The sequence below is a fragment of the Chryseobacterium sp. BIGb0232 genome (genome assembly GCF_024810195.1).
In the GTDB taxonomy this organism is placed as follows: Bacteria; Bacteroidota; Bacteroidia; order Flavobacteriales; family Weeksellaceae; genus Chryseobacterium; species Chryseobacterium pennae.
In genome coordinates this window covers 44,977-70,873 of the sequence record NZ_JANUEH010000009.1, presented here as the reverse complement: position 1 = coordinate 70,873, position 25,897 = coordinate 44,977, and the positions used below count along the sequence as shown (strand labels likewise).

General features: G+C 36.2%; 28 protein-coding genes. 4 read left to right on the top strand and 24 right to left on the bottom strand.

Annotated elements, in window-relative coordinates; genetic code table 11:
• Nucleotides 1-11: 11 nt before the first annotated feature.
• From ftsA to mraZ, 13 genes are all read right to left on the bottom strand, one after another.
• Entirely contained in the window at nt 12-1,397 is a 1,386-nt protein-coding gene (gene ftsA / locus M2372_RS18320) for a cell division protein FtsA (protein WP_115972063.1), read from the bottom strand.
• 85 nt (nt 1,398-1,482) lie between these two features.
• Nucleotides 1,483-2,460, bottom strand: a complete 978-nt coding sequence (locus M2372_RS18315) for a cell division protein FtsQ/DivIB (protein WP_123320181.1) — start codon at nt 2,458-2,460, stop codon at nt 1,483-1,485.
• A 62-nt stretch (nt 2,461-2,522) separates the two neighbouring features.
• Entirely contained in the window at nt 2,523-3,881 is a 1,359-nt protein-coding gene (murC, locus tag M2372_RS18310; RefSeq protein WP_123320180.1) for a UDP-N-acetylmuramate--L-alanine ligase, read from the bottom strand.
• 7 nt (nt 3,882-3,888) lie between these two features.
• Nucleotides 3,889-4,992, bottom strand: coding sequence for an undecaprenyldiphospho-muramoylpentapeptide beta-N-acetylglucosaminyltransferase (murG, locus tag M2372_RS18305; RefSeq protein WP_123320179.1), 1,104 nt, complete (start codon nt 4,990-4,992; stop codon nt 3,889-3,891).
• A 59-nt stretch (nt 4,993-5,051) separates the two neighbouring features.
• Complete coding sequence (locus M2372_RS18300; RefSeq protein ID WP_115972110.1) at nt 5,052-6,290, bottom strand: FtsW/RodA/SpoVE family cell cycle protein; 1,239 nt, start codon at nt 6,288-6,290, stop codon at nt 5,052-5,054.
• A 22-nt stretch (nt 6,291-6,312) separates the two neighbouring features.
• Nucleotides 6,313-7,650: a UDP-N-acetylmuramoyl-L-alanine--D-glutamate ligase gene (gene murD, locus M2372_RS18295; RefSeq protein ID WP_123320178.1), complete on the bottom strand. Its 1,338-nt coding sequence runs from the start codon at nt 7,648-7,650 to the stop codon at nt 6,313-6,315.
• 54 nt (nt 7,651-7,704) lie between these two features.
• Nucleotides 7,705-8,946, bottom strand: coding sequence for a phospho-N-acetylmuramoyl-pentapeptide-transferase (gene mraY / locus M2372_RS18290; protein WP_123320177.1), 1,242 nt, complete (start codon nt 8,944-8,946; stop codon nt 7,705-7,707).
• 43 nt (nt 8,947-8,989) lie between these two features.
• Nucleotides 8,990-9,367 carry a four helix bundle protein gene (locus M2372_RS18285; RefSeq protein ID WP_123320176.1) on the bottom strand — a complete coding sequence of 126 codons (378 nt, stop codon included), beginning with the start codon at nt 9,365-9,367 and terminating at the stop codon, nt 8,990-8,992.
• 41 nt (nt 9,368-9,408) lie between these two features.
• A complete protein-coding gene (locus tag M2372_RS18280; protein WP_123320175.1) occupies nt 9,409-10,869 on the bottom strand; it encodes a UDP-N-acetylmuramoyl-L-alanyl-D-glutamate--2,6-diaminopimelate ligase in 1,461 nt (486 codons plus the stop codon).
• Nucleotides 10,870-10,930: 61 nt separating this feature from the next.
• Nucleotides 10,931-12,922 (bottom strand): penicillin-binding transpeptidase domain-containing protein, encoded by a 1,992-nt coding sequence (locus tag M2372_RS18275; protein ID WP_115972055.1) that lies wholly within the window; start codon nt 12,920-12,922, stop codon nt 10,931-10,933.
• Nucleotides 12,906-13,271, bottom strand: coding sequence for an FtsL-like putative cell division protein (locus tag M2372_RS18270; RefSeq protein ID WP_027372881.1), 366 nt, complete (start codon nt 13,269-13,271; stop codon nt 12,906-12,908). The genes M2372_RS18275 and M2372_RS18270 overlap by 17 nt, the downstream gene beginning before the upstream one ends.
• A 67-nt stretch (nt 13,272-13,338) precedes the next feature.
• Nucleotides 13,339-14,232 (bottom strand): 16S rRNA (cytosine(1402)-N(4))-methyltransferase RsmH, encoded by an 894-nt coding sequence (gene rsmH, locus M2372_RS18265; protein WP_123320174.1) that lies wholly within the window; start codon nt 14,230-14,232, stop codon nt 13,339-13,341.
• A 47-nt stretch (nt 14,233-14,279) separates the two neighbouring features.
• Complete coding sequence (gene mraZ / locus M2372_RS18260; RefSeq protein WP_123320173.1) at nt 14,280-14,738, bottom strand: division/cell wall cluster transcriptional repressor MraZ; 459 nt, start codon at nt 14,736-14,738, stop codon at nt 14,280-14,282.
• A 272-nt stretch (nt 14,739-15,010) separates the two neighbouring features.
• On the opposite strand from mraZ, the gene M2372_RS18255 reads away from it, so the two are divergent.
• From M2372_RS18255 to M2372_RS18245, 3 genes are all read left to right on the top strand, one after another.
• Nucleotides 15,011-15,772: an alpha/beta fold hydrolase gene (locus M2372_RS18255; protein WP_115972052.1), complete on the top strand. Its 762-nt coding sequence runs from the start codon at nt 15,011-15,013 to the stop codon at nt 15,770-15,772.
• A 61-nt stretch (nt 15,773-15,833) separates the two neighbouring features.
• A complete protein-coding gene (yihA, locus tag M2372_RS18250) occupies nt 15,834-16,457 on the top strand; it encodes a ribosome biogenesis GTP-binding protein YihA/YsxC (protein ID WP_123320172.1) in 624 nt (207 codons plus the stop codon).
• A complete protein-coding gene (locus M2372_RS18245; RefSeq protein ID WP_123320171.1) occupies nt 16,450-16,902 on the top strand; it encodes a GNAT family N-acetyltransferase in 453 nt (150 codons plus the stop codon). Before yihA ends, M2372_RS18245 begins: the two co-directional genes overlap by 8 nt.
• 57 nt (nt 16,903-16,959) lie before the next feature.
• Here M2372_RS18245 and M2372_RS18240 read toward each other — a convergent pair whose 3' ends face one another.
• The 7 genes from M2372_RS18240 to M2372_RS18210 all read right to left on the bottom strand — a co-directional run bounded on the left by M2372_RS18240 (nt 16,960) and on the right by M2372_RS18210 (nt 21,290).
• Nucleotides 16,960-17,562 carry a hypothetical protein gene (locus M2372_RS18240; RefSeq protein WP_123320170.1) on the bottom strand — a complete coding sequence of 201 codons (603 nt, stop codon included), beginning with the start codon at nt 17,560-17,562 and terminating at the stop codon, nt 16,960-16,962.
• 16 nt (nt 17,563-17,578) lie between these two features.
• Nucleotides 17,579-17,899, bottom strand: a complete 321-nt coding sequence (locus tag M2372_RS18235; protein ID WP_148060786.1) for a hypothetical protein — start codon at nt 17,897-17,899, stop codon at nt 17,579-17,581.
• Between the two features lie 26 nt (nt 17,900-17,925).
• The gene (locus tag M2372_RS18230) at nt 17,926-18,306 is read right to left on the bottom strand and encodes a DUF6232 family protein (RefSeq protein ID WP_148060785.1); all 381 of its coding nucleotides are present in this window, start codon (nt 18,304-18,306) and stop codon (nt 17,926-17,928) included.
• A 21-nt stretch (nt 18,307-18,327) separates the two neighbouring features.
• On the bottom strand, nt 18,328-18,534 hold the full coding sequence (locus M2372_RS18225) for a hypothetical protein (RefSeq protein WP_123320167.1): 207 nt from the start codon (nt 18,532-18,534) through the stop codon (nt 18,328-18,330).
• A gap of 132 nt (nt 18,535-18,666) precedes the next feature.
• A complete protein-coding gene (locus tag M2372_RS18220) occupies nt 18,667-19,332 on the bottom strand; it encodes a response regulator (RefSeq protein WP_115972045.1) in 666 nt (221 codons plus the stop codon).
• Nucleotides 19,333-19,344: 12 nt separating this feature from the next.
• Nucleotides 19,345-21,015, bottom strand: a complete 1,671-nt coding sequence (locus M2372_RS18215; RefSeq protein ID WP_123320166.1) for a tetratricopeptide repeat-containing sensor histidine kinase — start codon at nt 21,013-21,015, stop codon at nt 19,345-19,347.
• 62 nt (nt 21,016-21,077) lie between these two features.
• Entirely contained in the window at nt 21,078-21,290 is a 213-nt protein-coding gene (locus M2372_RS18210) for a hypothetical protein (protein WP_123320165.1), read from the bottom strand.
• A 383-nt stretch (nt 21,291-21,673) separates the two neighbouring features.
• Between M2372_RS18210 and M2372_RS18205 the strand changes: the two genes are divergently transcribed.
• On the top strand, nt 21,674-22,486 hold the full coding sequence (locus M2372_RS18205) for a hypothetical protein (protein ID WP_123320164.1): 813 nt from the start codon (nt 21,674-21,676) through the stop codon (nt 22,484-22,486).
• A gap of 114 nt (nt 22,487-22,600) precedes the next feature.
• On the opposite strand, the gene M2372_RS18200 is transcribed toward M2372_RS18205, so the two are convergent.
• The 4 genes from M2372_RS18200 to M2372_RS18185 form a co-directional block, all read right to left on the bottom strand.
• On the bottom strand, nt 22,601-22,753 hold the full coding sequence (locus M2372_RS18200) for a hypothetical protein (protein WP_165852258.1): 153 nt from the start codon (nt 22,751-22,753) through the stop codon (nt 22,601-22,603).
• A gap of 47 nt (nt 22,754-22,800) precedes the next feature.
• Nucleotides 22,801-23,355, bottom strand: coding sequence for a peptide-methionine (S)-S-oxide reductase MsrA (gene msrA, locus M2372_RS18195; protein ID WP_123320163.1), 555 nt, complete (start codon nt 23,353-23,355; stop codon nt 22,801-22,803).
• Between the two features lie 265 nt (nt 23,356-23,620).
• Entirely contained in the window at nt 23,621-24,589 is a 969-nt protein-coding gene (locus M2372_RS18190; protein ID WP_123320162.1) for an ROK family protein, read from the bottom strand.
• A 79-nt stretch (nt 24,590-24,668) separates the two neighbouring features.
• Nucleotides 24,669-25,880, bottom strand: a complete 1,212-nt coding sequence (locus M2372_RS18185) for a PepSY domain-containing protein (RefSeq protein ID WP_123320161.1) — start codon at nt 25,878-25,880, stop codon at nt 24,669-24,671.
• Nucleotides 25,881-25,897 lie beyond the last annotated feature (17 nt).

Here is a 25,897-nt window from a genome sequence, read left to right as displayed (position 1 = left end):
TCATTTATAATTTACTCTACTTCTTCAAAGAATTTTTTTACTTTTTCCATAAGCGACTGTCCGAAGGTCAATTTCGCTTTTCTGTTTTCCTGTCTTTCATCAGCCACCGATTTCTCCTGAACCGGAGCTGCAGTCTGCTGAACGGGCTGAACAGTTTCTGCCTGTACAGGAGCTGCTTCGGGCTTAGTCTGCTCTTTTACAACTTCTTCTATATCATCAACAGTCTGTTTTTTGTCTCTGATCTTCAAACTTTCCATCAGTAACCCAATAGACGTAGCAAATTCAGGGCCTTTCAGGTACTGATTTTTATCGTTGGCAATATATTCATTTGCGAAACCGATTCTGCTGTCAAAACCTGTGGTATAGTTGGCCAGCTGTCTAAGATGCTTAAGGTTTGATCCACCACCTGTAAGAACAATTCCGGCAATCAGTTTTTTCTTTTGTTCAAAGGCTCCGTAAGCTTTAAGTTCGGTATTCACCATCTCTAAAACTTCTTCTACTCTTGCATTGATGATCTGAGCAAGGGTTTTTAAAGAAATTTCTTTATCTGGACGCCCGTGAAGTCCCGGAATTGTTACAAAAGTACTGTCTTTTTCCAATTCTGGAACAGCCGAACCGAATTTTACTTTCAATTGTTCAGCATGTTTTTCAATAATGGAGCAACCTTCTTTAATATCTTCCGTAATAATTCCTCCTCCGTAAGGGATTACGCAGGTATGACGGATGATATTGTCTTTGAAGATCGCAATATCTGTAGTTCCCCCTCCGATGTCTACAATAGCGACTCCGGCTTCCTTCTCTTCTTTGGTAAGAACAGCTTCTGAAGAGGCTAATGGTTCTAAAGTAAGGGCTTCCATTTCTAATCCGGCTTCACGAACGCATCTTGCAATATTTCTGATGCTTCCCATTTGCCCGACTACAACGTGGAAGTTAGCTTCTAAACGTTTTCCGTGCATTCCGACGGGCTCTTGAATTTCGCCTTCGGAATCCACTTTATATTCTTGTGGAAGTACATGGATAATTTCTTCTCCAGGAAGCATAACCAGTTTCTTGACCTGATCTTTTAATGCTTCAATATCATCATCTGTGATGAATTTATCCGGATGTTCACGCATAATATAATCGGAGTGCTGCAGAGAACGGATGTGTTTTCCTGCAATACCTACCGTAACTTTGCGGATAGGAACCCCGGCACTGGATTGTGCCTCGGATACTGCAGCCTTGATTGAATTAATTGTCTGTGAAATATTATTCACAATACCTTTATGAACACCAAGACTTTTAGCTTTTCCTACACCGAGAACTTCTATTTTCCCGTGTGCATTCCTTCTTCCGACAATCGCGACTATCTTCGTTGTCCCGATGTCCAGACCTACTGAATACTCTTGATTTTCCATTTTTTATATCGATTTGATTTTTTCTACTTTTTCCATACAGGGCCAAGTCCTGTTTTGTGTTAAATTGCCTTTTTGAGACTTTTTTTTATTCTATTTTCACCTTTGGTTTCGGCTTTGGTTTGGACTGTGCCGGGGCCGTTGTTTTTTTCTCTGTTTTCTTTGTTTCCTTTGCCTTTGGTTTAGGCTTTGTGCCCTCTTTCGGTTTTGCCGGAGGTGAGCTTGTCTTTTTTACTTCTGCAATTTTTGGCTTTACATCCGCCTTTTTAGCAGCAGCAGTGAGTAAAGGAGCTTTTGCCATTTCTAATTTACCAGCTTTCAGGATACTGTCGTTTTCCTTAAAGTGTGGGTTTAGAGTGGTTACAATCTGGTTCTGATATTTTACAGAAACCATATTGTACTTTTGAGGATCCTGATAGACCAGGTATTTTTCTACAAAAGTTTTAAACCCTTTTACTTTAAAATCAATATTCTCCAGATCTCCAATTTCCACTCTGTAATTTCCTTCGCTGGTAAGGAGATTGTAGCTGTCTTTACTTTTTGAAATTCCAATGAAGAACTTCTTGCTGAAATCATCGTGATCAATTTTTCCAACTAATTCTGCCAGTTTTTCATATTCATCCGGTTGTACATTCCCTGTTACCAGCATACAAGGATGAGAATAGGTTCTTGAAATAGGAAATTCAATTCCTTTTTCATCTACATAAAAGTCTTTTCCATCCTTGTTAAGTCTGAATACCGGAACTCTCTGTTTGATATCCAGATTCAATTTACCATTTAGGTTCAGATAAACATTGGCACTGTCAACAGCCGGAAGTGAGTTGATCTTTTTTTCCAAAGCCGGAATGTTCAGGTCTCCTACTTTCCCTGATGGGTTTTCCTTTTTTACAATTTCTCTGATGTCTTTTTCATCAACAAAGTAAACAGGCGTTTTTTCATTCATTTTTACAGAAATCTTATTATCCGTAATCTTTTGACCACCGAATCTCTTCAATGAGAAACTCAGTAACAATCCAAGGATGATTACCGTGATAACAATTTTTAATATTCTGTACTTATTTTTCATATTTTTCTTTAAACACCTTTGTGAATAAATTTTATTCTTTCTTAGTGCACACTACGTTTAACTTAAATTTTCTCTATCCATTCACAGATTGGGTCATATAGGGTATCTATATTTCCGGCTCCTACGGTGAGAAGGATGTCAAAATCTTTTTCTTTTATCTTTTCAAAAGCATCGGATAAAGTGGATGCTTCTTTTTTGTCTAATGTTACTTTTTCCAACAGCCATTTTGAAGTGATTCCTTCAAAATTTTCCTGAAGCTCTCTTGCTGGATAAATATCCAATAAGATCAATTCGTTTGCATTGCTTAGGCTTTCTGCAAATCCATCTGCAAAATCTCTTGTTCTGCTAAACAGGTGCGGCTGGAAGACTACCAATAGCTTTTTATCGGGATAAAATGTTTTGATAGAACCCATCACAGCATTGATTTCTGTTGGATGGTGCGCATAATCGTCTATATAAATTTTACCATTTTCATAAAAGTGCTTGGTATATCTTCTCTTAATTCCCTTAAAATTGGCAATTGCTTTTTTCAGCGTATCAAAATCTACGCCCAAATTGTGCAAAATTGCTAATGCAACTGTAGCATTTTCCACATTATGAATCCCCGGAATTTCCCAAACAAAATCTTTTATAGTTTCTGTAGGGGTATGGAAGTCAAAATAAATCTTATCATGATCCATTCTCAGGTTATCTGAATAGTAGTCAGCTTTTTCATTTACAGCATACGTCTGATGTGCTCTTCCGATTTCAATTCCTTTTCTTACGAATAGTTGTTTATCTTCCGGAACTAAGGCTGCAAATTGTCTGAAACCTTCTTCAATATGGCTTTTATCCCCATAAATATCCAAATGGTCTGCATCGGTTGAAGTGACTACTGCCCAATCCGGAGATAGGTTCAGGAAGCTTCTGTCATATTCATCTGCTTCCACCACTGAATACGTGGAACCGTTATACAGGAAGTTTGACTTAAAGTTTTCAGAAATGCCTCCTAAAAAGCATGAGAACGGAAGGTTGGCTTCTTTGCATAAGTGAGAAACCAGGGTAGATGTAGTAGTCTTTCCGTGAGTTCCAGCTACAGCGATGCAGTCTGTATTTTCAGTGATTAATCCTAAAACTTTGGCACGTTTCAATACTTCAAACTGATTTTGGTTGAAGTAATCTAATATTCCAAGCGTTTTAATAGCAGGAGTATAAATTACCAATGTATCTTCTTTTTGAAGGGATGTAATTCTTTCGTCAATGAGATCTTCGAAAACAATATCAATTCCTTCTTGCATCAGATTTTGGGTAAGCTTGGTGTTGGTTTTATCGTAACCCAATACTTTTTTTCCGGACGCATGGAAATAGCGTGCTAGTGCACTCATTCCTATACCCCCGATTCCCACGAAGTAAAAGTTTTGATATGTTTCTAAATTCTTCATTTTTCCTTTATCTATTAATCACTTTAAATATCTCATCTACAATCTCTTTTGTGGCATCTGGCTTAGCAAAATACTCAAGATTGTCGGACATTTCTTTTCTTACGCTTTCATTTTCGCAGATTTCTGATAGTGTATTCCAGAATTTTTCCTGCATTTCAGAGTCTTTTACCATTCTGGCTGCATTTTTTTCAACCAGATTCATGGCATTTTTGGTTTGATGGTCTTCCGCTGCAAAAGGGAAAGGAACCAACAATACCGGTTTCTGTGCTACAGCCAACTCTGAAATGGCAATGGCTCCGGCTCTTGAAACAATGATATCTGCTGCAGAATAGGCCAGTTCCATGTCTTTGATAAATTCACGGATCTGAATATTTCTGGTATCAATATCTTTTGTTTCTTCTAAAATATCTTTATAATCAAGCTTTCCTGTCTGCCAGATCAGCTGATATTCTTTGTCTACAATTTGTTTTAAATGAGATTTCCATGCATTGTTTAATGTTCTGGAGCCTAAAGATCCACCTACTGATAAAATGGTAAGCTTATCTTTATTTAATCCCATTTTTTGTTTTGCCTGAGCTGTATCCTGCATCCCTGAAATAATAACAGAACGGATAGGGTTTCCCAGAAATTTTATCTTTTCTGCTGGGAAGCCTGCTACTTTGGGATAGGCTGTAAATATAGCTTTAGCAGCTTTACTTAAAATTTTATTAGTTACTCCTGCATGAGCGTTCTGCTCCTGAATAAAAACAGGAACTCCCAATTTGGTAGCTTCATATAAAGCGGGTCCGCTTGCAAATCCTCCTGTTCCTATCGCAACATCCGGTTTAAAGTCTTTGATGATCGTTTTTGATCTGCTTAAACTTTTTATAATCTTGAAAGGAAGTCCTAAATTGGATAATAGGTTTCCTCTGTCGATTCCAGCGATATCAATTCCTTCAATTTTGTAGCCTGCTTGTGGAACTTTTTCCATTTCCATTTTTCCGTTGGCCCCAATGAACAAAAATTCTGCATCAGGAAATCTTTTCTTGATCTCATCAGCGATGGCGATGGCAGGGAAGATGTGTCCTCCTGTTCCTCCACCTGATAGTAATACTTTTAATTTTTTGTTCATTGTCTAATATAATAGGACTGCGTCCGATTGTTTGTTAAATCGTCCCTTTAGGACTTGGTTTATGCGATATCGTTTATTTCTGCTATGCTTTGTTTTTTGCCCATTCCTTCTTCATCGTAAATCTGGATTCTGGAGCTTATATTTAAGATAATTCCTAACTGTAAATAGGTCACCAGCATTGAGGTTCCTCCATAACTTATCAAGGGTAGTGGCTGCCCTGTTACTGGGATCAGATTCACAGCAACGGCTATGTTTACCGATAGCTGTATGAAAATCATTACCCCGAGACTGAGCACCAGCAACGATCCGAAGAAGGCTGGCATTTTACTCGCTATCATTACGATCCGTATCATCATAATCAGATACAGACTGATCAGGAAGGCTGCTCCGATTACTCCATATTCTTCTACGATAACGGCGAAGATAAAGTCGGAGGCAGATTGTGGCAGCATTTGCTTTAATGCACTTTTTCCTGGTCCCATTCCGGTAATTCCACCGTGTACGATAGCGGCTTTTGCCTGCATTACCTGATAATTCTTGGCTTTTACACTTTCATCATCAGTATCTGCTGATTTGGCTTTGCTTGATGTAAATGTTTCAATACGACTCATCCATGTGTGCACACGGTTTCCGCCGATCATATTGGTGTTCAGTGCAATCAACAGAAAGAATACGATGGCTACAAACGAGGCTGAAATAAAGCCTGCAATGTATTTCCAGTGAAGCTGTCCGATAATCAGAACAACCACCGAAACCATCAAAATCATTAATGCGGTAGAACCGTTGTCTTTTGCCACCAGTACAAAAACAAGAAGAATAGGCCCGAAAATATACATGATATTCTCTATCGGAAGTCTTTCTCTTGTAATCTTCTTGGTTAAGTATCTGCATAAATAGATAATCAACATCAGGAAGGCAAATGATGACGGCTGGAATGAGATAGGTGTTCCCGGAATTTTCAGCCATCGGGAAGCACTGGCTCCGTCAATGGTCTGGCCAGTAAACATAGTAACTACCAATAATACGATCATCAGGCCAAGCAGAATACTGCTGAGCTTTCCGATGTATTCATATTTTATAGTTCCTACAAGCCGCATAATGGCCAATCCCAGAACTACAAAAAACATGTGCTTGATAACGTGACCTGTTGTGGTCCCGTTATTCACAATATATTCCAGGTTTGAACTTGCAGAGTAAACTGGGAAAATAGAGAAAATGGAGATCACAAGAATGACCATCCAAAGTACTTTATCGCCCTTTAGAAATTCAAATCTGCTTTCTGTATTCTGCTCGTCCATAATTAATGTTATTGGCTTTTGGCTAATTGCCATTGGCTTTTAATACCTGTTCTTTAAACTGGCGTCCTCTGTCTTCATAGCTTTTGAATAAATCAAAGCTTGCACAGCATGGGGAAAGCAGAACGGTATCTCCTTTTTTAGCCAGTGATTTTGATATTTTCACGGCTTCTTCCATGCTTGAAGTATCATAGATGAACTCTTTTTTATCTTTAAAGAAATTTATAATCTTCTTATTATCAATTCCAAGACAAACAATTGCCTTTACTTTTCTTTTGACTAAATCTTCAATTTCGGTATAGTCATTTCCTTTATCTAATCCGCCAACGATCCATACAGTTGGGGTTTTCATACTTTCCAAAGCGTAGTAAGTGGCATTCACATTGGTTGCCTTACTGTCATTGATGTATTTTACACCCTCTGTCTCAGTTACGAACTCCAATCTGTGTTCTACAGCCTGGAATGTCATTAATGAATGTCTTATGCTTTCGTTATTTATTTTCAATATCTTACCGGCAATAGATGCAGCTAAGCTATTGGCAACATTATGGTTTCCAAGTAGGGATAATTCCTCAACTTTCATTGAGAATTCATCCTTCATTTTTACCACAATCTGATCGTCATTCACAAAACCTCCTTCAGGAAGCTGTTCCTTTGTGGAGAAAGGAATCATCTTCGCTTTTATTTCTAATTTTTCAAGCAGGTTTTTGCTCATTTCATCATCTTTGTTGTAGATGAAAAAATTATCATTTTCCTGATTTTCAGTAATTCTGAATTTAGCCAAAGCATATTCCTCATAGTTGTAATTATACTGATCCAGGTGATCCTGAGACAGGTTCAACAATAAAGAAATATAAGGTCTGAAGTTCTGAATATCATCTAACTGGAAAGAACTTACTTCCAGCACATAATATTCGTGGTTTTCATCAGCAACCTGTTTTGCAAAGCTGTAGCCTATGTTTCCTCCTAAACCTACATTTAATCCATCATTTTTCAGGATATAATAGATCAGGGAAGTGGTGGTGGTTTTTCCGTTGCTTCCTGTAATGGCAATGATCTTAGCATCTGTAAATTCAGAAGCAAATTCAATTTCTGAGGAAAGTCTTATTCCTTTTTCATGAATTTTATTGATGATCTCAGCTTTTTTCGGGATTCCCGGGCTTTTTACGATCCAGTCAGCATTTAAAATCCTTTCTTCATCGTGGTTTCCTTCTTCAAATTCAATTCCATTTTCGGTAAGAAACTGCTTATAGTTATCTTTAATGGCTCCTTTATCTGAAAGAAATACTTCCAGACCTTTCTTTTTAGCCAAATAAGCAGCTCCACATCCGCTTTCTCCTCCTCCTAAAACAACTATTTTCATATTATTTCGATTTAATGATTAAAAGACTCCATCTTTTAATTTTTAAATTAAGGGTTATCTCATTTTTAAGGTGATCAGACAAACAATTGCGAGTATTACTCCAATGATAATCATTCTGTTTACGATTTTACTTTCGTGAAATCCATCTTTCTGATAATGGTGGTGTAATGGTGACATTTTGAATAGTCTATTGTTTTGGGCATATTCCAGCCCGTATTTTTTCTTTCTGTATTTGAAAACGATTACCTGAAGCATTACAGACAGGTTTTCGATCAAAAAGATTCCACATAAAACAGGAATCAATAATTCTTTTCTTAAAATAATCGCTAACACGGCAATAACTCCTCCCAGCATTAAACTTCCTGTGTCTCCCATGAAAACCTGGGCAGGATAGGTGTTGTACCAGAAAAATCCAATTACAGCTCCTACCATTGCGACTGCGAAAATGGTGGTTTCTCCCATATTCGGAAGGAACATGATATTGAGATAGTCTGCAAAGATGATGTTCCCTGAAAGATAGGCGAAAAGGGCAAGGGTGAGCAGTATTATGGCACTGGTTCCTGCTGCGAGACCGTCTATTCCATCCGTTATATTGGCTCCGTTCGAAACAGCCGTTACAATAAAGATAACGATAGGGATAAAGACAATCCATGCCCATTCGTGGGCATCTTTTTCATTCATCCAAAACAGGATTCCGCTATAATCGAATTCATTGTTCTTTGCAAAAGGTACTGTAGAAACTGTGATTTTCTCTGTAGGCATGAAATTCTGCTCTACATTGTTTCTGTTCACTACTTTTGCATCAGCATATTTTCTCTTAACGGTAATGTCCGGGTGGAAATACATTGTAATTCCGACAATTAAGCCTAAACCAACCTGTCCTACAATTTTGAATTTACCACTTAGTCCGTCTTTATTTTTCTTGATTTTCTTTAAATAATCATCCAGGAATCCGATGGCTCCCATCCAGAACATTGAAACCAACAGTAACACAATATATACGTTGGTAATTCTTGTGAACAACAATACAGGAATAATGGTTGCCAAAATAATGATAAGCCCTCCCATGGTAGGAGTTCCTTCTTTTTGCTTCTGACCGTCTAATCCAAGATCACGGACTAACTCGCCCATTTGTTTTGTTCTCAGGTAATTAATGACTCTTTTTCCATAAACAAGAGCAATAATTAAAGAGAACAATACCGCCATTCCGGCACGAAAGGAAATGTATTTCAACAATCCTAATCCCGGAACGTGAATTCCATGGTCGGTTAGATATTCGTATAGATAGTATAGCATGTTTCTGTTTTTTATTATTTAAAAATTTAATTTATTTAAAGATTTAAAGATTGGGTTTCTCAATATTTTCACTTAAATACTTAATAAAGTTTGATATGTTTGAAGAAATTTCTCTCGAAAGGGTAATGATTTCTTCTGCTTTATTTTGGTCACCTAATTTTAATCTTCTGCTTACAATCAGCATGCTTCTTACTTCAGCACAGCTGCCTTTTGCAATTTTTAAATATCTAATAAATTGTCTGTTATTGTTATATTCTGAGCCTTCCGCAATATTGTTGCTAATTGAAAAACTCGCTCTTTTTATCTGGTTATTAAATTCAAATTCTTTTTCAAAATTTTGACTTTGAAGAAATGAATAAACTTTTTCAATAAGATCTAAACTTTTGATATATACTGGAAAATTTTCAAAATTATTAGTCATAATCAAATTTTTAAATCTTTCAATGAATTCAATCTTTCAATTTACTTGGACATTAATTTCCAAAGCTCATTAATTACTTCTTTGTCATCAAAATGATGTTTTACACCATTTATCTCCTGATAATTTTCGTGGCCTTTTCCAGCTACGAGAATAATATCTTTAGGTTCTGCAAACTTTATGGCCATTTTTATGGCTTCTTTTCTGTCCGGGATTGAAGTGTATTTGCTGAAATACTGAGGTTCAACACCTGCTTCAATTTCCTTTATAATCTGCCCCGGATCTTCTGTTCTCGGGTTATCTGAAGTAATGATTGCCAATGTTGATTTTTTAGAGGCAATATTTCCCATTTCAGGTCTTTTGGAGTGGTCTCTATCTCCTCCGCAACCGAAAACGGTGATTAATCTTTCGTTTTTGGTTCTGATATCGTTGATGCTGTCCAGAATGTTTTCTAAGGCATCCGGTGTGTGTGCATAGTCTACAATAAAGAAAATCCCACCGTCTGACTTCATCGTTTCAAATCTTCCGGAAACTCTTTTTAACTTACTGATGGCTTGCAGGATTTCGTTCTGTTCAAAACCAAGTTCTTCTGCAATTCCAAATACAAGCAATAGGTTGTATACATTGAATTTACCTGTTAATGTTGTCCAGAATTCTTTTCCGTTGAAGTTCAGCAGCATTCCGTTGAAATCCACTTCCAGTAATTTTCCGTGGTAGTCTGCCATTGTTTTCAAAGCGTAAGACTTCTTTTTAGCCTTTGTATTCTGAAGCATGACATTCCCATTTTTGTCATCCACATTGGTGATGGCTACAGCCGTATCTTCTAAGTCATCAAAGAATCTTTTTTTCGTTTTTAAATATTCTTCGAATGTCTTGTGATAGTCTAAATGATCGTGGGTAAGATTGGTGAATCCTGCTACTTTGAAGTGCAATCCTTCAATTCTGTTTTGGGCAATTCCATGGGAACTTACTTCCATGAAGGCAAATTCACATCCTTTTTCAACTGCTTCAGCTAATATTTTGTTGATGGTAATAACATCCGGAGTGGTATGAGTAGCTGGGATAATTTCTTCTCCAATTCTAATTTCAACGGTTGATAATAAAGCAGAATCATATCCTAAATTTCTGAAAACATCAAAAAGCAGTGTAGAAACAGAGGTTTTTCCATTGGTTCCTGTAACTCCGATCAGTTTCAGTTTTCTAGACGGATTTCCGTAGAAGTTAGAAGCAAGGTGACCTAAAGCTTTAGCAGAGTCTTTCACTTTTATATAAGTTACGTTTTCTGCCAGCGTTTCAGGGAATTCTTCGCAAACAATTGCTGTTGCTCCTTTTTCAATAGAAGATGTTATGAATGAATGTCCATCCACCACTGTTCCTCTTACCGCAATGTAAAGAGAGTTTTCTGTAACCTTTCTGCTGTCGAATACCAATTCTGATACCTCACGGTTGTTGTCACCGTGGATTTCTATTACTGGGATTCTGTTTACTAATTCTGTTATTATCATTTTATATCAATAGGACTTTATCCTATTTTTTGTTAAGCCGTCCCTTCGGGACTCTGTTTTTTTAATTCTGTAGAGATAAATATATTCTCTGGTTCTTACTGATGGTTGTGCCTTCTAATGGGAACTGTTCTTTAATTCTTCCAACTCCTTTAAAATCGACACGGTATCCCAAGTTTTCCAATTGCGGGATGACATTTTTACCGATTAATCCTACGACATTGGGCATTTGCTTATCATTGACTGCTACTTTTACATTAGGTTCAACCATTTTACTCAGGTTTACTTTTTTGTCTACGAGCATTTCTTTTTCAATGTTTTGTGGTGTTTTCAGGAAGGTTTTTCCTGCTATTTCCTTAAACACTGGTGCTGCTACAGGTCCTCCGTAGAATCCAATGGATGTATTAGGTTCGCTTACCATCACATAACATGTATATTTTGGAGCATCAGCTGGGTAAAACCCTGCGAATGATGCACGGTACTTCATTGGGCCAGGAAGCCAGTATTCAAATCTTGCGGTTCCTGTTTTTCCTGCCATTTTAAGGTTGGGAGTGAAGATGCTTCGTCCTGTTCCTTTTTCTACAGCTTTAGTTAAGGCATTGGTCATCATTTTGATGGCTTTCTCAGATGCCATTTTGTTGACCATTACTTCAGGTTTTGCAGTGTACATTACCTTTCCGTCTTTCATGATCTTATCAATGAATAACGGCTTAAGCATTTTACCTCCGTTAGCCACCCCATTGTAGAATGTTGCCAGCTGAAGCAGGTTAACATTGGAAGAGTATCCGAATGAAATAGAAGCTAATGTTGCTGCATTCCATCTTTTATTTTGTGGTGTTAAAATCTTCGGTTTTGTGATCCCCGGAAGTTCGATGTCCATTTTATCGAATAATTTCCAACGTTTCAAATGGTCAAGGAAGATCTGTGGTTTTTCAGCATAGAATTTTGTGATGAGTTTTGCTGTTCCTACGTTACTGGATTTTGCTAATACATCACTGATATCATAAGTTCCTCCACCGTGGCCATCAGAAATTCTCTGCTTTGCGTATGTCCAAACGCCGTTTCCTACGTTTACGGTTGTATTTTCATCGATGAATCCATCATCCATTGCCGCTAAAAGCGAAATGGTTTTGAAAGTGGATCCCGGTTCAATATTATCTTTTAACGCATAGTTGTAAGAGTCTTCGTATTCTCCTGATTCATTTCTTCTTAGGTTAACCAAAGCACGTACCTTTCCAGTTTCTACTTCCATCACCACTACGGTTCCGTGTTTGGCTTCGTAATGGATTAGCTGTTTCTGTAAAGCGGAGTGTGCTATGTCCTGAATTCTAAGATCTAGAGTTGTATATACATCTTCTCCGTCAATGGGTTCCTGAACTTTCCAGAAATCAATAGGTTTCCATTGGGAAGAGTTTATTCTTTGTTCTAATCTTTTCCCGTCAGTACCAGTCAAATGCTTTGAGAAAGCTCCTTCCAGTCCGGATTTAAGGTCTCCATTATCCATACCAATGGTTCCGGCACCAATTTCTGAGGTGGCAAGCTCTCTTTTGTAGTTTCTGTCTACAATAAAACCTCCTTTGTTTTTACCTCTTTTAAAGATTGGGAAGTTCCTGATTCTGTCGTATTGGTCAAAATCAAGTCCTTTTACCAAGGTATAATATTGATTTTTCTTTTTCTTCTGCTCGTCAAATTTTTGTCTGAACTCTCCTCTGGATTTTCCGAACATTTTGCTCAGAGAGTCCGTTAATGCTCCAATGTTGTTAGTGTAAATCGTATCTTTCATCGTTTTGAAGTCAAGATAGATGTCATAGCGCATTACGGTTGTGGCCAAAATAGATCCATCGGAGGCAAATAAATTACCGCGGGCAGCCTTTAAAGTGGCTTCACGATAATTTTTGTTGATGTAATCGTCTTTAATTTCCTGGACATTGGTATTCTGAAGAATTACAATCCTTGCCAAGAACATTACAAACACGCACAAAGCTACCACTGCAAAGAGGTAGCCCCATCGTAACGTTTTTTTACGTTTATTGTCGTATTCATTTTGCTTTTGCATCTGTACTGTCCAGTTTTATTAGCAATTTATGAGGGTGGTTTTCGAGGGTCATTAAAGAGTCCCGCGCAACCTCTTTCCCCAGCTCTGATTCCATTTTTACTTTGATCAGCTTACTCTGGGCGTAAGCATTTCTCGATTTGTATTCTTCTGTTTCTTCCTTTAAGGCGTTTACAATTTTAATTTTTTTATTGACGAGATGGTTACTGTAAATCATAGCCATCATCAGGATAAACAACAGGAGAAAATACTTATAATGTATTTTGATCTCATCACGATTCAGAAAGTTTCCTTTTATAATGTCTATAAAAGTGAGTCTTTTCTGGGGGCGATTTGTTGTTCTTTTTGCCACTGTTCTTTTTATAATTGATGGATGATAAATGATAATTCTGAATCGTTTATCACTTATATTTTATCATTTATACTTTTATTCCTGTTCTCATTTTTGCACTTCTTGCTCTTGAATTTTCTTCAATCTCCTTATCGTCCGGGATGATTGCTTTGCTCTTAACCAATTCGAATGCCTTTTTATAATTTCCGTAGATATCTCTTTCCGGTTCTCCTTCAAACATTCCGTTTTTTAGGAATCTTTTAACCAAACGGTCTTCTAAAGAGTGGTAAGAAATTACTACTAGTCTTCCTTCCGGTTTTAAAACATTGTAAGCCTGAACCAGCATTTCTTTTAATACTTCAAGTTCCTGGTTTACTTCTATTCTTACTGCCTGAAAAAGCTGTGCATAGAATTTATTCACTTTATGAGGCGGAAGATAGCTGAAAAGCTTCTTCAAATCCTCTGTGGTATTTATGGTTTTTGTTTTTCTGTGATGAACAATATCTCTTGCCAGCTTTCTTGCTTCTCTTAATTCTCCATAGTAATAAAAAATATCTGCAAGTTCTTCTTCGCCATATTCATTAATTACTCTTTTGGCATCAAGACTCTGCATCACATTCATTCGCATATCTAAAGGAGCATTGCTTCTTGTAGAAAATCCACGGTCTGCTTCGTCAAACTGATGAGAAGAAACTCCCAAATCAGCCAAAACACCATCAACCTGAGGTGCTCCATACATCAATAAAGAGTTTTCCAGAAATCTGAAATTCTGATTCACTAATGTAAATCTGGGGTCATCAATTGTATTTTTAAGCGCATCCAGATCCTGATCGAAGCTGAACAGTTTTCCTTTGTCAGAAAGTCTGCTCAAAATCTCTCTTGAGTGGCCGCCACCTCCAAAGGTGCAGTCCACATAGATTCCGTCAGGATTCGTCACCAAATCATCTACACTCTGCTTCAACAAAACGGGGTTATGATACATGCTTAATTGTGTTTTTTATTAAATAAAATCTTTAATAACCGCTACAGCTATTCTTCATCGAAAGAGCCCATTACATCTTCGGCAAGGCTGGCAAAATCAATTTCATTGGTGGAAATTACCTGTTCGTAGGCATCTTTATCCCAAATTTCAAAGAGTTCTCCTGCACTGGTAATCACAATATCTTTCTGAAGATTTGCGAAAGTGGTCAGGTCTTTTGAAATCTGCAGTCTTCCTGCATTATCCAATTCTACTGTTTTTACTCCTGCCGTAAACATTCGTATGAAATCAGCATTCTTTTTTATGAATCTGTTCAGTTTATTAATTTTGCCCATCAGTTTATCCCATGCATTCATTGGATAGACCTCCAGACAAGGTTGGAACACAGATCTTTTGACTACAAACGCCTTGTCTTCGAAGTTTTCCATCTGTTTGATTAAAGATGAAGGGACTTTTAAGCGGCCTTTGTCGTCAATTTTACACTCATATGTTCCAATGAAATTTTTCATTTGGGACAAATTTATATAATAATTTCCAAAATTTCCCACTTTTTCCCACTTTTTGACTCAATGTTAATAAGTTTTATTAAAGATTGAGTTATAAGAATGTAATTAATTGATATGTAGGTGGTTGTTAAAACTGTTATTTAGGCCATAATAAAGGGATTTTGAAAAAAAAAGTTAAAAAGGAGAATATTATATTATTTTTATCTTAAATTAGGGTAATCAAAATATTTTTGAGGTTTAATTTGTATTTTTGCAAGGCTTTATTAAGGCATTATATGATATTTAGTACAAAAAAAGAAAAGAAATATTCCTATGTAGAGGCTGGGGAAGGACGTCCATTAGTGCTGTTGCACGGGTTGATGGGTGGTTTGAGTAATTTCGATAAAATGGTAGATTTTTTTTCAGACAGAGGATTCAAAGTATATGTTCCTCAGTTGCCTATCTATGATTTACCAGTACTCAATACGAATCTTACCACTATCGCGAAATATATCATCAAGTTTATAGAAAGTCATATTTCAGAACCTGTTACCATTGTTGGAAATTCAATGGGGGGACATGTAGGGCTTATTTTGACCTTGGCTAGACCTGATCTGGTAAAGAATCTGGTTCTTACGGGTAGTTCAGGCTTATATGAAAGAACTTTCGGTGACAGTTTTCCAAGAAAGAATGACAGATCTTATATCAGAAAGAAAACAGAAGAGGTTTTTTATGACCCGAAAGTTGCTACTGAAGATCTTGTAGATGAAGTTTTTGCTGTAGTGAATGACAGAATGAAAGGAATAAAAACGGTAATGCTGGCAAGAAGTGCCATCAAACACAATATGCTGAACGATCTTCCGAAGATACTGACGCCAACATGTCTGATCTGGGGAAAACAGGATAATGTAACTCCGCCTGAAGTGGCTGAGGATATGCATAAGTTTATTCCTAATTCGGACTTGTTCTGGATAGATCATTGTGGTCATGCTGCCATGATGGAAAAACCAGAAGAGTTCAATGAAATCCTATACAACTGGGTAAAAGATAAAGTTTAAAACATATAAATGACCATTAAGAGCTTTTCTTAATGGTTTATTTTTCTAAAATATATTCAAAATGATTATTAAGACAGCAACGTTTGTAAAAAGTAGTGGAAAATGGCAGGATTGTCCTGAAGCTAATCTTCCTGAATATGCTTTTATCGGAAGATCCAATGTAGGAAAGTCTTCATTGATCAACGCCATGATGAATCATAAGGATTTGGCCAAAACATCACAGACTCCCGGAAAAACTCAGCTGATTAATCATTTTCTAGTGAATGAAAACTGGTACCTTACCGATTTACCGGGATATGGGTATGCAAAAGTTTCAAAGTCTCTGAGAAAGGATTTTGAAAAGCTGATTACCAACTATATTCTGAACAGAAGAAACTTGGTGAATCTTTTTGTGTTGGTAGATTCAAGACACAATCCGCAAAAGATTGATCTGGAATTCATCCAGTGGTGTGGGGAGAGTGGGGTTCCTTTTTCAATCGTTTTTACCAAGTCAGATAAGTTAAAACCAAGTGAGGTTATTAAAAACTTTGAAAATTATAAATCGGAACTGCACAAAACATGGGAGGATCTTCCTGAGTTATATATTACTTCCGCTGAAAAGAAAACAGGGGGTGATGAGATTCTGAAGTTTATAGACACAACGAATGATTTTTTAACTCAAAATAGTGTAAGCTTCGATGAGTAGTAATATGATCTGGAAAATCAAAACTTTTGATGAATTTACAGTCCCTGAGCTATATGCTGTATTGAAGGCCCGTATTGATGTTTTTGTTATTGAGCAAAACTGTCCTTATCCCGACCTTGATAATTATGACCAGAAAGCGGTTCATATCTGGGCAGAGGAAAATGGGGAAGTACTTGCATACTGCCGTATTTTTGATAAAGGAATAAAATATGATGAAACATCTATTGGAAGGGTATTAACAACGGAGAAGGGCAGAGGAAAAAGCTTAGGTAAGCTGTTGATCAAATATGCTGTTGATACGATAGAAAATCGTTTTCATACTTCTGAAATCAGAATTTCAGCACAGGATTATCTGCTGAAGTTCTATGGTGATTTTGGTTTTGAAGATACCGGAAAGAAATATCTGGAAGATGATATTCCGCATACAGAAATGATTAGGAAATAAAATAAAGAAGGCGTCTCGGATGAGATGCCTTTTTCAATGGTTATATGTTGAGTGTTTTTATTTTAGTTTTATAGCTTCAATTTTTTTTGATAGGTATTGAGGTTGTTTTTTATCTGTATAGTAACGGAAGTTTTTGCTAATTTTTTCGTTATATATACTCCATCCATAATTAGAAATTAAATCTAGTGCATCTTCGGAAGACAGTTTATTTTTATTGAAAGAATGATAAGTGTCATCAAAGTTCCAATCGCTGTAATTTTTTGTAATTGGGCAAATATCAATAACCTGCTCTTTGTAATATAGTACTGATAAATAAATTATATTTCCTTCCAAATAGTTTTCATCATAATCTTGAATCATTGTCAAAGTTGATTTTACAATCTTATCTCCATTAATAGATTTGGTAGAAGTTAGATATTGCCCATTTTGGTTTTTTTTTGAATCCATAGAATCTAATGTATCAGAAGAACTGTAGCTTCCATTTAAATTTGATCCGTATGAAGAATATCCACTTCCTGAGCTATAGCTTCTTGTATGTGATCTGACATAGGTTCCATCTTTTCTAGTATACCCTTTAACACTCGTTGTTCTTTTTTGGGCGCTAATTGAACTAAGGAAAGAAAAGGAAAAAATAAATAATAATATAAGTTTAAAATTCATGGTTATTAATTTAAAATTAGTTGCATCCTGCACAGTAAGCTCTTTCTACATATTTCTTACTATTTCCGGAGTAGTAGTAACAGCCTCCTCTTGAACCAACATATAGTTGATTCCCATTGTAAGTACATCCCTTACTTCTGGAACTTGAAGAATAAGATCTTGGAGAAGAGTAGCTTGATCTTGTTGACCTGCTTTTTTTGTTGGTTTTTGTTTTTCCTTTTCTTGGGTTTTTGGTAAGTAACTCTTTTGTTGAAGTAATGCTGGATGTAGAGGCCGAAAAGTTAGTAGGTAATAAAAGTCCAAGGCCTAGGAGCCCTGTAAAAAGTAGTTTTTTCATAGTATTTGTTTTTTGTTATTAGTTTATTATCCTCGATGAATGATAGCTTCATTTAAAGCGCTTACAATTTTTTGAATATAATCTCTGTCTTTTGAAACAATGCTATTAGCTTCTCCTGCATTTGTGCTTATTCGGACAGCGTATTCATTTTTAATGGAGAAAATTAACCAAACCCCTAAACCTAAAAGTATTATTCCTACCCAAAAAATTTCTTTTGACAAAAGAAATGCTAGTCCTGCAAATATCATTAGAATGGCTTTTGTCTTACTTTTAATAATTTCAAAAATATGAACAGAAGAAATATTTCGCATTGCATATGTTTTTGATTGGGTGACAAATCTTGATTGTGTAACAACTACAGAGCTATCTTTGTAAAATGTAGTTTCAGTTGGGGTTGAGGTTTCCATGATGGTGATTTTTTAGAGGTGTTATTTGGTATGACAGTCCTGAGAGCAATAATAACAACCATTTGATTGAGGGTAGTCTTTTTTTGCTTCTTTTACAGCTTCTTTACATGAAGAAAATGTACCTAGATATTTTCTATTATCAATGGTTGGGAGTCTATAGCAGTTTTCATCATGAACCTCATGATCGCCATTACTTTGTGCATTCTTGTTTACATAATACTTTTTCATGTATTTTATTTTAATTGGTTTAACACTCCAAAAATATAACCCTTTAAAAGCCTATCCTTACGGGAAACCGTAACAACAAAAAGAACCTTTCAAAATTTTGAAAGGTTCTATAAAAGGTGAGGTGTTTTTAATCTAAATAATTCCCAGATCTTTACAAAAAGCAACAAGCTGTTCGTTATTGGTGATGCCAAGTTCTTCTTTCAGGCTGTTCAGTTTCTTCTCTACACTGCTAAGACTATTGGGTTTTATATTGTTATTCTGAAGATACACAGGAATGTTTTTTTGAAGAACACCTTGTGAGAGGAGAGAAACAAGGGTGATATCGTATTCTGAAAATTCATAACTGTTTAGCTTTTTAACTTCCTGTTTAAGATCAAGGGACAGATAATTTTTGCCTTCATATACCGAAGAAATTGCTTTTTTAAGGTCTTTAGCATCATTTCTGGCCTTTCGAACAAAACCATTGATTCCATATTCTGTAAAAAGGGAATTGATAATCCCGGATTTGTGCTCTGCAGAAAAGACAATAGTTTTCAGAGTGGGCTGTAGTTCTTTTATCGTTTTAATAAGTTCTTTGCCATCTTTAATCTTTTGTTCATGGTGATCTTCCTCAAAAGAGAGGTCAGTAATCAACAAGTCATATAAATCATTTTCCCGAATGGACTTTTGAATTTTGGCTACTGCATCATCACAATAATACACATAATCCGTATTGGAAATAGTAAGGTCTTCCAGTGTTCTCTGTACAGAAATACTGCTGCTTTCGTGGTCTTCGGCTATTAAAATTTTTTTGAACATTTCTTTATGATTTTAAGATGTGGGGAATGAAATATTGATTTTCAACCCTTTTTCTGTTTTATTGTCAAAAATAATGGTCCCCTCTATCTTTTCAATACGGGAAACCGTATTTGATAATCCCTTTCCATGGATAATATTTTCCGGGATACCAATGCCATTGTCTTTATATTGGATATGTATGAGGTTATTTTTTCTTTCAAATTTAAAAACTACAAGGCTGGCCTGACTGTGCTTTTTCATATTCACCAACAGTTCACGGATGATCTGAAAAATTTCACTTTGAACTGCTCCACTTACATCATCCCACAGATTTTGACTGTTTCCGGTAAGGAAGGGCTTTACATGATCGCTTGTAAAGGAGCTAATGAGGTTGAATATTTTTTCGGCAAATTCAACGGTGTCACCGATATCCGTCTTTTCATAGGAAATATCTCTGGACTTTTCGTAAACAAATTCCAGTTCATCCAAAGCTTTGTCCTTATTAAAGTTCTCCTGATTTTCAATTTTTGTCATTACCTGATAAATACCATTAGCCACTACATCGTGGACCTTTTTTGACATTTTGAGCTCGTTTTCTTTAATCTTTAATTCATTTTCTCGTTGTAGCCTTTTCTTCCTTCTTTTATAGTATACAAAACCACCTATAAGAAGTAGAGATAGGGCTCCTAAGCCAATATTCCGTTGAAGGAGCTGTACTTCTTTCTCTGCTTTCTGATATTTTAAGGTCTGATTTTCAGCTTTTTCTTTTTCCAGGCCATACCGGAAATAGGCAAACTGGTTTTTAGCCTTATTTCTCGAAATCTGTATGCTGTCATTAATAGACTGAAATTTTTCAAAATATTTGTTGTAATTATTTTTATCGATGATAATAATTTTCTGTAAGGCTTGCAGCTGATCTTCAGGATTATTAATTGTGGTAGCTGTTTGCAGCATTTTTTTAGCATATATAAGAGACTTCTCTTTATCCTTTGAAAAAAAATAATCTGCCAAGGTTCCATAACTTGAATTGAGACCATCCAGATTGTTGTCTTTTTCTCTGATTTCTAATGCTGCATAATATTCTGGTAAAGGATTATAGTTATTGTCTGCAGTGAATTTGGCTCTTGCTAAATTATTAATTGCTCTTGCTCTATTTTCATGGTTTTTAGATAAAACTGCATAGTTTAAATATTTTTGGGCAAGTTTGAAGTTCTTTTGACTAATAAGAGCATTCCCGAGATTGTTATAATAGATATATTTCTTATCATCATCATCGTTGTATTTTAAAGCGTATTGATAAAAAGTAATGGCACTATCCTGATTGTATAGAAATGCAGAAGCAATTCCCATATTATTGTAACTGGAAGACAGATCTCTTCTGGTGATACTGTCTTTCTCATCTTTTAGGAAAGTATTGGCTTCTGATGAGGATTCTATACTGCCATAAAAATCTCCATAATATGTTTGAATAATAGCCATGTTAATTAATGATTCAGCAGCTCCAATAGAATCGTTGATCTTCAAATATTCATCTTTGGCAAGGTTGTAATAATAAAAAGCGGAGTCAGAAATTTTTTTATCTCTGAATTCTCTTGCTTTTAGATAAAATGCATTCTGGGTTTGGGATATTTTTGTTGCAGGTCTTTTTTCGGAACAGAAAAAAAGAGTTGTGAGGACAACAATAAATAAAAAACTTTTTTTCATGACTTCAGTTTAGAATGCAAAATAAGAAAAAGGATAGATTTTTACAATCTATCCTTTATTTATTATGGTAAAGCATAAGGGGGAGGAGTCTGTCCTGTATTTCCTGTGGTATTGCCTCCACTTCCATGGCCGTTTCCATTGCCATCACCTGTTTCCGCATCCGGATCTTCTTTGGCACTGAATGTTGTGATATTGGATTTTGGATTGTTGTTATAGTGTGTATTGACATTATTATTTGTAAATGCCAAAAATAGCATCATGATAAACTGGATCATTGTTCAAAAAATTTATGGTTAAAGCATTCGTGTTCTTCCCTGCGAAACAGATCGCAGATAGGGGTACACGATTAAAAAAATTGAAGCGCTTCTAAATTTTTTGGGAAGTGAACCTTCAAAAACGGAGGAGAAACATCTGCTTCCCAACCCGGAGTTTTACCTCCGTTTTATCTGGTAATTTTGAAATCAGTTTTGTAAATTTGTTTTTGTAATGTTTTGTTTTTCACTGATTTTCTGAAGCAAAGATGCGACAAAGGGTGACGTATTACTAAGTCATGTTTTGGACATTGATGGACACGAATTGGACAATGTTGGCTTTATGGAAATCCGTAATGTGGTATGACTGATAATCGCCTATTTTGTAAAGACTCAAAAAACTATATATGTCCAAGAAAAAACTACTAATTCATGAGGTGTTTAATAAAGCTCGAGAAGACTTTCCAAAAAAGACTTCAAAAAGTGGATTAGCTTCTGAACTTTCTGATCATTTTGAGAAAACATGGAAATTTCTTATTAATGAAAGAACTTTCGTTAGATATTATAATATTTGTATAATAGATAATGAGGACCCTGACATAAGAGATGGAGAGATTCTTGATAAACTTAGTCTTTATGTTGGTTACGATGATTTTATTGACTTCTCTACAACATTTGTTAAGAAAGATGAAGAGACCAATAAAACCACGGTGAAGATAAAGGTAGATGAACATGAGGAATCATTGTCGGAAAAGTTATCTAATATTATTATCAATATTACCAACGAGCAGCATTTCAAAATGCCGGAGTTTGTTAAGCAAAACGGACTGGGGATAGCCGGAGCTTTTCTGGTGATAAGTGTTTTAGTTGGAAATCATTATTCATCAAGAAGCAAAAACAGTACACCATTAAGCTTCTTTGGTGCATCTGCTGATGAAAGAAGTTGTATGTTTTGGGATGATAATGAGTATAAGTTGGTCAATTGTGAAGATAAGAACCCTCAACGTAGTCTTATTCCGAAAGATACTATCCAATTGAGATATTTTAAACGGATTACAAGAAAGGATACCCTTACTGTAGATAATGCTTTAGGTACTACTTGGTACTCAAAGTTTAATGGAAATGTTGAGTTTTTTACTATGGATGGAGTAGACCCTGATACAGGGAGAGAATTAAGAGCTTCAACAATTTACATTATTGAGAAATATGCAGGATATTGAGCAAAAAAAAGCGGAATATAGAATATCCCGCTGTATCAATAAAGATTTATTATTTAAAAATGTAAGTACTAATAAGACCAAAATAAATTGAATCATATTTTTTATGCTGAGGTGTTATTTTCTTGGTGGTGGTGTTTGTCCTGTTTCTCCACCTACTGGTCCTCCGTCCTCATAAGTAGGCGGTACTACAGAATAAGTTATTAATTGATTGCTATTACTTGTTATTGCATTGGCATTATTGTTTGGAAATGCCAAGCCCAAAAGCATTAAAATAAATTGAATCATGTTTTATGGTTAAAATTGTTTTATGTATTTTACTCTGCATTCAGCATGTTCAACTCTCCAAAATACTTTTTAAACTTCTGGATCTTAGGACCTACTACGGCACTACAGTAAGGCTGTGTAGGATTTTCATTGTAATATCCCTGATGATACTGTTCTGCCGGCCAGAATTTTTCAAGTGGAGCCAGTTCAGTTACATAATTGCCGGCCCATCTTCCTGATGCCTGAGATACCTGGATTGCTTGCTCTGCCTTTTGTTTTTCAGCAGTATCTTTATAGTAAATTACGGAACGATATTGTGTCCCGACATCATTCCCCTGTCTGTTGAGTTGAGTAGGATCATGTAGGAAGAAGAAAACATCCATTAATTGTTCATAGGAAATTATGGAAGGATTATAAGTGATCTGCACTACTTCTGCATGGCCTGTTTCACCTGTACACACCTCCTGATAAGTAGGATTGTCTTTGTGACCGCCAGAATATCCTGAGATGGCAGCATCAACGCCTTTTAACAGATTGAAACAGCTTTCTACACACCAGAAGCACCCGCCACCGAAAACGATGGTTTCTAAATTATTGTTATCCATTTTTGGTAATTATATTGTTTTATTGCATTTTTTTGAGTCTCGAGGACTGCAGAAAATGCTAATCAAAAATAAGAAAAACTTTATGGATTTTGATACGGATCTCATGAATTGTTTTGATAGATAATCCGAATGAAACAAAGAGAATTGCCAGTCTGTATAGAAGATTTTTTTTGCCACGAACGCACTAATAAATCCATTCGTGCATTAATTGCAAAAAAAAGCGGTCTCATATTGAGATCGCTTTATATATTATTAAGGGTATCAGTTATTTTTCCCAAACCAATGCACTTGCTCCCAAAATAGCAGCATCCGCTTCGTTTAGCTCACTGAATACCAGTTTTACCTTATTTCTGAAGATAGGCAATAGATTCCTTTCCATGTGAAGTTTGGCAGGCTTTAAGATAAAGTCTCCCGCTTTGATCACTCCACCAAATAAAAGAATAGCTTGTGGAGAAGAAAACATCACGAAATTAGCTAATGCTTCCCCTAGTTTTTGTCCTGTATATCTGAAAACTTCAAGAGCAATTGGGTCTTCTTTCATTGCACATTCATATACGGTTTTAGAATTGATCTCATCTTCAGGATATTGGTTCAGCATAGATTCCGGGAACTCTGCTCTCATTTTCTTAGCTGTTATCGTAATTCCTGTTGCAGAAGCATAGGCTTCTAAACTTCCTTCAGATCCTGTGCTCCAGTGTTTCCTTCCCCCTGGTTTTACAATAGTATGTCCCAGTTCTCCTGCAAAACCATCGTGCCCGTAGATGAGGTTTCCATTGGCGATAATTCCGCTTCCTACTCCTGTTCCCAGGGTAATCATGATAAAATCCTTCATTCCGCGTGCAGCACCGAAAAGCATTTCTCCCAAAGCAGCAGCATTAGCATCATTGGTTACCGTACAAGGTAAATTGAATTTTGCGGTCATCAGCTCAGCAAAAGGAATGACTCCTTTCCAGGGTAGGTTAGGGGCTAATTCTATTGTTCCTTTGTAGTAGTTGGCATTGGGAGCTCCTACACCAATTCCGTCGAAGTGCTTTTCTGAGCCATGCTTTTCCATTAAAGGATAGGCATACTCATATAAAGCGTCGATGAAATCTTCTACTTTATCATAGGCATCGGTTCTAAGGTTTCCTTTATCCAGAACTTCACCGCGGTGGTTTACAATTCCGAATTTAGTATTGGTTCCGCCGATGTCAACTCCAAGGGCAACCTGTTTTGATAAATCTATTAATGACATTTCTATTATTAAATTCTAGAGGCTAAAATTATAAAAAAGATTGTATTAATAGATTATTAACCCGGTATTATTTAAAAGATTAAGCTGTTTTTACTGTTTTTTTCTTTCTTCTTCCCCACCAGATCATAAAACCTGTCACCGGAAGTGAAGCACAGATAAGACTTACAATAAAAGCTATAATCTTCGTTGGAAGCCCTAAAATAGCCCCCACATGGATATCGTAGTTGGCACTCACCACCTTTTCTCCGAAATTTTTATCCTTTGGATCATGGGTATGTAACAATTCTCCTGAATTTTCATCAAAAATAAGACTGCTGCTTTTGTGATAAGAATAGGACAGGTGTTTTACATAGACTTCAAAATTTGGATGCTCATGATCATCCATGTGTTCATGCCCAAGATCTATGGCAAAACCATTGGAGTCAGGGTATTTTTTTTCAACGGTACTGATGATCTTGTCCAGAGTAGTCTCGGTTCTCATTTCTATCGGAGCCTTTGTTTTGATATGAGAAAAATCCGGATACTGAGTTTCTCCACCGGAAAATACTACATAGATCATCGCCTGAACGACAAAGAATGCATAAAATAGTCCTGTGATTGAAAAGATAAGCGCGAAAATTGAAGCGTAAAAGCCAAGGACATTATGAAGGTCATAATTCTTTCTTTTCCAGCTTTTAATGTTTTTCCATTTAAAAGAGAAACGTTGTTTTCTTGCCGCTTTATTTTTAGGCCACCATAAAACAATCCCGGTAATGAGCATGATGATGAAAATAATAACCGGTATTCCTACTACATACGTTCCCCAGTCCTGCTTCAGAAGATAGCTCCAGTGTATCATTTTAACAATATTGAAAAACCCGTTCTTTTCATCATACACTCTGAGAACCTTTCCGGTATAAGGGTTTACATAAGCCTGTTTGTAGATAGGGAATTCATCAAAATAGTTCCAGGCATCCGTATTATGCTCATACCAGAAGAACATATAGGACATCTTTTTGTCGATAGGTACATTTACCCAATGGATTGGATATTTCTCTTTTACCTGTTCGGCAACAGCTTTTTCCATAGCTCTGATGGGAAGCACCTGCTTTTGCTCAATGTTCTCTTCATGATGGTAGATTACATCCTTTCGAGTATAGTTTTCCACTTCATCTTTAAAGACATACAAAGCTCCTGTAACGGAGATAATAAAGATTAAAAATCCAATGACCAGCCCAAACCATAAATGGAGTTTGGCAGACCATTTTTTAAAGAATCCCGGTTTCTTTTTGTGATGATGATTTTTCTTCATATAACAATTAAAGTATC